4 protein-coding genes are annotated in these 8633 nt (G+C 72.4%); all 4 read left to right on the forward strand.

The window, feature by feature from the left end; translation table 11 throughout:
* A partial coding sequence (locus ACXJKG_RS16725) for a SulP family inorganic anion transporter (RefSeq protein WP_456846874.1) occupies positions 1–1045 on the forward strand: 1045 nt, incomplete at its 5' end.
* Between the two features lie 133 nt (positions 1046–1178).
* On the forward strand, positions 1179–4232 hold the full coding sequence (locus ACXJKG_RS16730; RefSeq protein ID WP_456846875.1) for a hypothetical protein: 3054 nt from the start codon (positions 1179–1181) through the stop codon (positions 4230–4232).
* Between the two features lie 42 nt (positions 4233–4274).
* Positions 4275–5990 (forward strand): Na+/H+ antiporter, encoded by a 1716-nt coding sequence (locus tag ACXJKG_RS16735; protein WP_456846876.1) that lies wholly within the window; start codon positions 4275–4277, stop codon positions 5988–5990.
* Between the two features lie 96 nt (positions 5991–6086).
* The coding region (gene adhE, locus ACXJKG_RS16740; protein ID WP_456846877.1) for a bifunctional acetaldehyde-CoA/alcohol dehydrogenase at positions 6087–8633 on the forward strand (2547 nt) is incomplete at its 3' end.

An 8633-nucleotide genomic window follows, 5' to 3' on the forward strand; every position in this document is an offset into this window, starting at 1 on the left:
CGTCGGGGACGTGCCGCGCGGGCTGCCGTCGGTGGTGGTCCCCGATCCCCTGCTGCTGCTCGACAACGCGGCGACGGTGGGCCTCGCGTCCGTCGCGCTGGTGATGATCGGCTTCTCGCAGACGGCCGGCGACGCCCGCATGTTCGCGGCCCGGCACCGCTACCGCGTGGACATCGACCAGGAGTCCCTCGCGCAGGGCGCGGCGAACGTGGGGGCCGGGCTCCTGCAGGGCATGCCCGTCTCCACCAGCCTCTCGGCCAGCTCGCTCAACGACCGAACCGGTGCGCGGTCACCCGTCGCGTCGCTGACGTCCGGCGTGATGGTGCTGCTCACGCTCGTACTGCTGGCCCCCCTGTTCTCGGGCCTGCCGACCGCCGTGCTCGCCGCCATCATCATCGAGGCGGTCGTCATGGGCATGATGGACGTCGCCGGCCTGCGCAGGCTGTTCCGGGTGCAGCGCTTCGACTTCTGGATCGCGATCGCCGCCCTGGTCAGCACGCTCGTCGTCGGGGTGCTGGCCGGCGTCCTCATCGGCATCGGGCTGTCGCTGCTGTGGCTCGTCTCGGTCACCACCCGACCGTCCCTGCCGCTCATGGCCCGCGAGCCGGGGACCCAGGTGTTCCGCGAGCACGACGAGTACCCGGACGACCAGCCCGAGCAGGGCGTCGCAGTCATCCGCATCGACGGCGGGCTCTTCTTCGCCACGTCGGACGCGATCCAGGACCGGGTGCGCGAGGTCGCGGATGCTCAGCCTGACGCCCGCGTGATCGTGATCGACTGCGGGGCCGTCGCGGTGATCGACGCCCAGGGCGCCGCGACCCTGCACGAGATCCTCGACCTGGCCCGGGACACGGACGTGGTGGTCCGGCTGGCCCGGCTCAAGCCCGCCGTCCGGGCGACGCTCGCCCGCGACGGCGTGGTCGACCGCCTGGGCACGGACCGGATCCACGGGAGCGTGCACCGCGCGGTCGAGGCGCACCGGGCGCAGGGTGCCGCGTCCCCCGAGGGCGCCGACGTCGAGCGGCCGGGCACCGGCACCGACTGATCACGCTCGGTTACGCCGTTCGGGTGAACGGGGCTGATCGCCGGACCGGTTCGACGGCTTTTGTCCCTCGCGGTCCCGACGCCGGTGTGACCCGCGGCACGTCGCGCACGGGTGGCGTTCCTACACTGCCGCGGTGCCCCGCTCCCGTGCTTGGCCGTCCCTCGTGGCGGCCCTCGTCGTCCTTGCGCTMGGCGCCGCCGTCGCCATGGGCGTCGGGCAGGCGCTCGGGCTGAGCTACACGCCCGCGGACACCCCGCCCGCCGCGTCGCCGGGCGGCGCGGTGACGGCCCTCGCGCCCGCGCCGCAGATCGCGACGATCGACGTGCCGGCCGACGAGCGGGTCGGGCTGGCCGCCACCGCCGTCACCGACGCGCTCACCGACCGCGGCCTGCCGGCTCCGGCGGTCCGGACCGCGACCGGCGACGCCGACCTCACGGTGCGCATCGTGCCGGCGTTCGCCGACTCGGACGAGGCGTACCGGATCGAGCAGGACGCGAACGGCCGGTACGAGCTGCAGGCCTCCGGGCCGGCCGGGGCCGCCGCGGGCCTGTACGCGACCGCCGACCGGATCCGCTCCGGGGCCGCCGTCGTCGCCGACGGGGCGACGCAGGAACCGCGGCTCGGCCTGCGGCTGACCGACTCGGGCTCGGTCGGGCGGGAGGCGGACCCCGAGGCGTTCGCCGCCGGCGACGACTACTCGCTGAACACCGACGTGGTCGCGGGCGCCGTGCTCCCGGCCGCCCCGTGGGTGGACCAGGAGGCGGTCGCGCGCATCGACACCCAGTTCCGGCAGCTGGTGCAGCACGCGCTGCGGCAGGGGTACAACGGCGTCGTCGTGCCCGGATTCCTCGAGTACGTGACGTTCAGCGGCGTGGGCGACGGTCACCAGGTCTACCCCGAGGGCGACCCGCACGTGGACCGCGCGAAGGCGATGGTCGCGGCCTTCGGGCCCGTGTTCCAGTACGCCGCCGACATGGGCATGCACGTCTACCTGCTGACCGACATGCTCGCCGTCTCGCCGCCGCTCGAGTCCTACCTCGAGCGGACCGTCGGCGGCCTCGACGTCGACGACCCGGCGCTGTGGTCCGTCTACCAGGCGGGACTGTCCGAGCTGTTCGACAGCCTGCCGTTCGTCGACGGGCTCATGGTCCGCATCGGCGAGGGCGGCTCGGTCTACCAAGCCGGCTGGGACTACTCCTCGAAGCTCGCGGTGACCTCCGAGTCGTCGGTGCGGGCGATGCTGCACGCGCTCCTGGAGACGGCGGGCGCGCACGACCGCGACATCATCTTCCGGACCTGGACCGTCGGCGTCGGCGCCGTGGGCGACCTGCACACCAACCCGGACTCGTACGAGTCGGTGCTCGGCGACCTCGACGACCCGCACCTGATCGTGTCCACCAAGTACACGATGGGCGACTTCTACAGCCACCTGCCCCTGAACCCCACGCTCGCGGTCGGCACCCAGCGCCGCATCGTCGAGTTCCAGGCCCGGCGCGAGTTCGAGGGTTTCGGGTCCCTGCCGAACGACCTCGTCGCCGAGGAGGCGCAGGCGCTCCAGCAGTTCCTCGCGGCCAACCCGCACGTCGAGGGCATCTGGAACTGGACGCAGGACGGCGGCCCGCTGAGGGCCGGCCCCATGACCCTGTACCTGCGCACGGGGTTCTGGCAGATGTACGACCTCAACACCTACGGGGCCGGCCGGCTGGCGTGGGACCCCGACTCCGACCCCGCCCAGGTCACCACCGACTGGGTACGGCAGACGCTGTCGGCCGACCCCGCCACCTCCGCGGCGATCACCGACGCCCTCGGGCGGTCCCGCGAGGCGATCACCCGCGGCCTGTACATCGGTCCGTACGCGGAGCAGAGCGTCAAGGCGCTCGGCCTCGAGCCCCCGCCGATGATGTGGATCTTCGAGTGGGACATCGTCACCGGCGACTCGGCGGCGCTGGACAGCATCTACGCGGTCAGCCGCAGCGAGCTCGAGTCCGCCATCACCGACGGTGCCGGAGCGGCCGACGTCGCCGCCGGGATGCGCGCACAGGTCGCCGCCACCGACCCCGGCTCGTGGCTCTCGCCCGAGCTCTACGACTCGTTCGTCGGCGCCCTGGACTACGAGACCGACCTGCTGGGCACGCTGGCGCCGTACCGCACGATGGTGCTACGGCACGCGCAGTGGCTCGACACCGGCAGCGGCGCCGCCTACGACGAGTGGCGCCAGGCGGAGGCGCAGTACCGGACGGCACGGGCCGAGCACGTCTCGCGGTACGGCGGCGACGTCGACCTGCCGGCGTACAGCTTCACCGCCGCGGACCTGGGCAGCGACCGCGCCGACCGCGACCCGGCCATGGCCTGGCTCGCCCGGGTCCTGCTCCTGCTCACGCTCGCCGCCCTGGCGCTCGGCACCCGTCTCGGTCGGCGGGTCCCCGGCGCGACGGCGTTCCGCGCGCTGCTCGTCGCGGCGACCCGCCCGTGGCGGATCACGCAGGTCCCCGCGCCGACGACGCGCACCGACCGGGTGCTGGTGTGGGCGGTCCCCGCCGTCGTCCTGGTCGCCAGCCGGGAGGTCTACACCTGGTTCGCCGCGCCGGCTCACCTCGTCATCGCGCTCGGCTCCTGGCTCGTGCTCGCGCTCCTGCTGCGGCTGCTCGTCGGCCGTCGCGACCCGTTCCTGCTGTGGGCCGCGCTCGGCGGCGTGATCCTGCTGCGGACGGTCGTGCTGCTCGCCGCCCTGGCCGTCCGTGGCCCGGGCCGCTACTGGTTCGGCTTCTGGACCGCCCCGACCGCGCGCACGGCGTACATCACCGTGGCGTTCGGCGCCTTCTGCTGGCTGTTCGTCGTGGTCGCCGTCGTCCTGCGGCGCGCGTACGGGCTCCGTTCGGCCCGTGCCGTCGGGCTCACGGCCGTGGCGGGTGGGCTCACGCTCGCGATCGCCGCCGGCGCCGTCGCGGCCATCGGGCTGGAGCGCGCCCTGACCGTGTGGAACGACCAGATGGCCCTGCTGCCGTGGGGGCTCTCGCGGATCCTCGGCATCACCGTCTACCTCGGGATCCCCACCTGGCTGCCCGCGGCGCTGGCCGTCGTCGGGGTCGTGGTCGCGGTGGTCGGTGTCGTGCTGGCGCTGCTCGGGCGGCGCCGGACGGCGGAGGCCCGACCCGCTGACGAGTCGCTCTCCGGGTCTGCTGGGTAGGGTCGCTACGACCGCACCAGTCGTGACCAGAGGGGCCGCTCCGTGCACAACGTCGAGCTCTTCGTGCTGGTCACGGGAGCCGTCGCGGTCACCGCGGTGTGCCGGCGGCGCGGGTGGCCCGCCCCGCTGGTCCTGGTCGCCGTCGCGATCGTCGTGTCGTTCGTGCCGGGGGTGCCGCGGTACGAGATCGAGCCGGAGATCCTGCTCGAGTTCGTGCTGCCGCCCCTGCTGTACTCCGCGGCGCTGTCCAGCTCGTACCGAGACTTCCGGTCGTCCCTGAACTCGATCACCCGGCTCGGCGTCGGGCTCGTGCTGGTCAGCGCGATCGCTGTCGCGCTCGTGTTCTGGTGGGCCGAGCCGGCCGTGCCGCTGACCGCCGCCCTGGTGCTCGGCGCGGTCGTCGCACCGCCGGACGCGGTCGCCGCGGCCGCGGTCGGCAAACGCCTGGGCCTGCCGCGGCGCGTCATGACGCTGCTCTCGGGCGAGAGCCTCATCAACGACGCGACCTCGCTCACGCTCTACAAGGTGGCCCTCGCCGGCGTCGCGACGGGCACCTGGGCGCTCGCCGAGGGGGTGGCGGTGTTCGCGCTGGCCGTCGCCGCCGGGGTGACCGTCGGGCTCGTCATCGCGTTCGTGGTGCACCGGGTCCGGCTACGGCTGGACGACCCGGTGGTGGCCTCCGCGATCGGGCTGCTCACCCCGTTCGCCGCCTACTGGCTGGCCGAGGAGCTGAAGGGCTCCGGGGTGCTCGCGGTCGTCGCCGCAGGGCTGTACCTGGGGCACACCTCCCCGCAGGCGGGCTACGCCACCCGGCTCTACGAGGAGCCGATCTGGTCCACGGTCGACCTCGTGCTGGAGTCGTTCACGTTCGCGCTCATCGGCGTGCAGCTGCCGTGGGTGGTGCGGGACGTGATCGCCTCCGACCAGGGGCTGCGGCACGGGGTCGCGGTGTCGCTGATGGTGCTGCTCGTCGCGATCCTGGTCCGGCCGGCCTACATCTTCGCCACGGCCCGGTTCGACCATCTGCGCCTGCGCGGCAGCCACCGACCCGCCAAGGACAAGCTGACCGCGCGCGAGTCGGCGGTCGTGTCGTGGGCCGGCATGCGCGGGGTGGTGACGCTCGCCGCGGCCGCCGCGATCCCGTTGACCAGCGCCGGTCAGCCGTTCCCCGAGCGGGCCACCATCCAGCTCGCCGCCTACACCGTCGCCATCGGCACGCTGCTGGTCCAGGGGCTCACGCTCCCCTGGGTGATCAGGCGCCTGGGGGTCGGGTCGGCCGACGAGACCGCGCAGGACGCCGCGCAGGAGGCCGCCGTCCGGGTGGCCACCGCCGACGCCGTGCACGACGTGCTCGAGCGGCAGCGCGAGGACTGGAGCAGGAACCTCGGCCCGGAGCGGGCAGGCGAGCTCATCGACCGGCTGTCCGGGGTCTGGCGCGCCCGCGCGACGGCGGCCGCCGTGATGCTCGACCCCTCCTCGGCCGACGAGCTGGTGCCGGACGACGAGCCCCCGCCCGAGCTGACCGGCGTGTCCGGCGCGATCCGCGAGGTCAGCCCGGCGCGCGTGCCGACCCCCGAGGAGGGCCTGCGCACGCAGCGGCTTCGCCGCGAGATCGTGGCCGCGCAGCGCGACGTGCTCATGGACAAGCGGGACTCCGGAGAGCTCGACGAGACCGTCATGCGCCGGATGATGCGCGAGCTGGACCTGGAGGACGAGAGCCTGTCGTCGTCGTGGGTCGAGCGGGTGCGCCGGGCATGAGAGGACGTTCGGCCCACAATCGGACGCTCCCCGCTGCGTAACGTCGAGAACGTCGAGCCGCAAGGTCTCGACATGGCCTCGACAGGGAGAAGACCGGTGACCGTCACGGATCACACCACGTCCCGCACGACCGCCACGAAGGGCAGCCCGACCCCCCAGGAGTCCGACCCGGCGCCCGCGATCGACCAGCTGGTGGCGCAGGGCGCCAAGGCGCTGGCCGAGTACGCGCGCTTCACGCAGGAGGACGTCGATCACCTGGTGAAGAAGGCCTCGGTCGCCGCCCTCGACAAGCACGGTGAGCTCGCGCTCCTCGCGGTGAACGAGACCGGCCGAGGCGTGTTCGAGGACAAGGCCGTGAAGAACATCTTCGCGTGCGAGCACGTCACCAACTCGATGGCGAACCTCAAGAGCGTCGGGGTGATCTCCCGCGACGAGCTCACGGGCATCACCGAGATCGCCGAGCCCGTCGGCGTCATCTGCGGCGTCACCCCGGTGACCAACCCGACGTCGACCACGATCTTCAAGGCGCTCATCGCGCTCAAGACCCGCAACCCGATCGTGTTCGCGTTCCACCCCAGCGCGCAGGCCTCGTCCGTCGCCGCCGCCCGCGTGGTGCGCGACGCCGCGGTCGCCGCAGGCGCCCCCGAGCACTGCATCCAGTGGGTCGAGCAGCCGTCGATCGCCGCGACCACGGCGCTCATGAACCACCCGGGCATCGCGCTCATCCTGGCCACCGGCGGCAACGCGATGGTCCGGGCCGCGTACTCGTGCGGCAAGCCCGCCCTGGGCGTCGGCGCCGGCAACGTGCCCGCCTACATCGAGAAGTCCGCCAAGCTGCAGCGGGCCGTCAACGACGTCGTGCTGTCCAAGGCGTTCGACAACGGCATGGTCTGCGCCTCCGAGCAGGCCGTGATCATCGACGACGTCATCTACGACGCCGCGATGGCCGAGTTCGCCGTGCTGCACGCCTACCGGGCGAACGCCACGGAGAAGACGCTGCTCGAGCGCTTCATCTTCGGGGTCGAGGCCGACGGGAAGAACTGTGCCGGCGCCAAGCTCAACGCGTCCGTCGTCGGTCAGAGCCCGCAGTGGATCGCCGAGCAGGCGGGCTTCACGGTCCCCGAGGACACCTCGATCATCATGGTCGAGGTCGGCTCCGTCGGGCCGCACGAGCCGCTGACCCGCGAGAAGCTCGCGCCCGTCCTCGCGGTGCTGCGTGCCACGTCGACCGAGCACGGCATCAGCCTGGCCGAGCAGATGGTCGAGTTCGACGGCCTGGGTCACTCCGCCGCGATCCACACGCAGGACGACGCCCTGACCGACGAGTACGGCAGCCGGGTCAAGGCCGTCCGCATCATCGCCAACGCGCCCTCGTCGCTGGGCGGCATCGGCGACATCTACAACGCGTTCATCCCGTCGCTGACCCTCGGCTGCGGCTCGTACGGCCACAACTCCGTGTCCAACAACGTCTCGGCGGTGAACCTGGTGAACGTCAAGCGGATCGGGCGTCGCAACAACAACCTGCAGTGGTTCAAGGTGCCGGCCAAGACGTACTTCGAGCCGAACGCCATCCGCTACCTCGCGGACATGCCCGACGTCGAGCGCGTGACGATCGTGACCGACTCGACCATGACCACGCTGGGGTTCGTCGACAAGATCATCGACGTGCTCAACCGCCGCTCCTCGAAGGTCGCCCTGCAGATCATCGACCAGGTCGAGCCCGAGCCGTCGGTCCGCACCGTCCAGGCCGGGGCTGCGCAGATGCGCCACTTCCGCCCCGACACGATCATCGCGCTGGGCGGCGGCTCGCCGATGGACGCCGCGAAGGTCATGTGGCTGCTGTACGAGCACCCGGAGATCAACTTCTCCGACCTCAAGCAGAAGTTCTTCGACGTCCGCAAGCGCGCGTTCAAGTTCCCCGTGCTGGGCGAGCTCGCGCAGCTGGTGTGCATCCCGACCACCTCGGGCACCGGAGCGGAGGTCACGCCGTTCGCGGTGATCAGCGACCCGGAGGCCGGCAAGAAGTACCCGCTGGCCGACTACGCGCTGACCCCGTCGGTCGCGATCATCGACCCGGTCCTGACCGCGAAGATGCCGGCCTCGCTGGCGGCCGACTCGGGCTTCGACGCCCTCACGCACGCCACCGAGGCGTACGTCAGCGTCTACGCCAACGACTTCACCGACGGCATGGCCCTGCACGCCGTCYGCCTGATCTTCGAGAACCTCGCGATGTCGGTGAACGGTGATCCGGCCGACCCCGCGACGCAGGACGCGCGCGCGACCATGCACAACGCCGGCACCATCGCCGGCATGGCCTTCGGGAACTCGTTCCTGGGCATCGTGCACGCGATGGCGCACGTCGTCGGCTCGACCTACCACCTGGTCCACGGCCGCACGAACGCGACCCTGCTGCCGCACGTCATCCGCTACAACGGCACGGTCCCGACCAAGCTGACCAGCTGGCCCAAGTACGAGCACTACGTGGCACCGGAGCGGTTCCAGCAGCTCGCCGCCGCGCTCGGGCTGCCGGCGTCGACCCCGGCCGAGGGCGTGGAGTCGTACGCGCTGGCGGTCGAGTCGCTGCGGGCTCGCGTGGGCATCCCGTCGTCGTTCCAGGCGCAGGGTGTCGACGAGCAGGAGTTC

This window comes from Cellulomonas sp. P5_C6 (assembly GCF_054049635.1).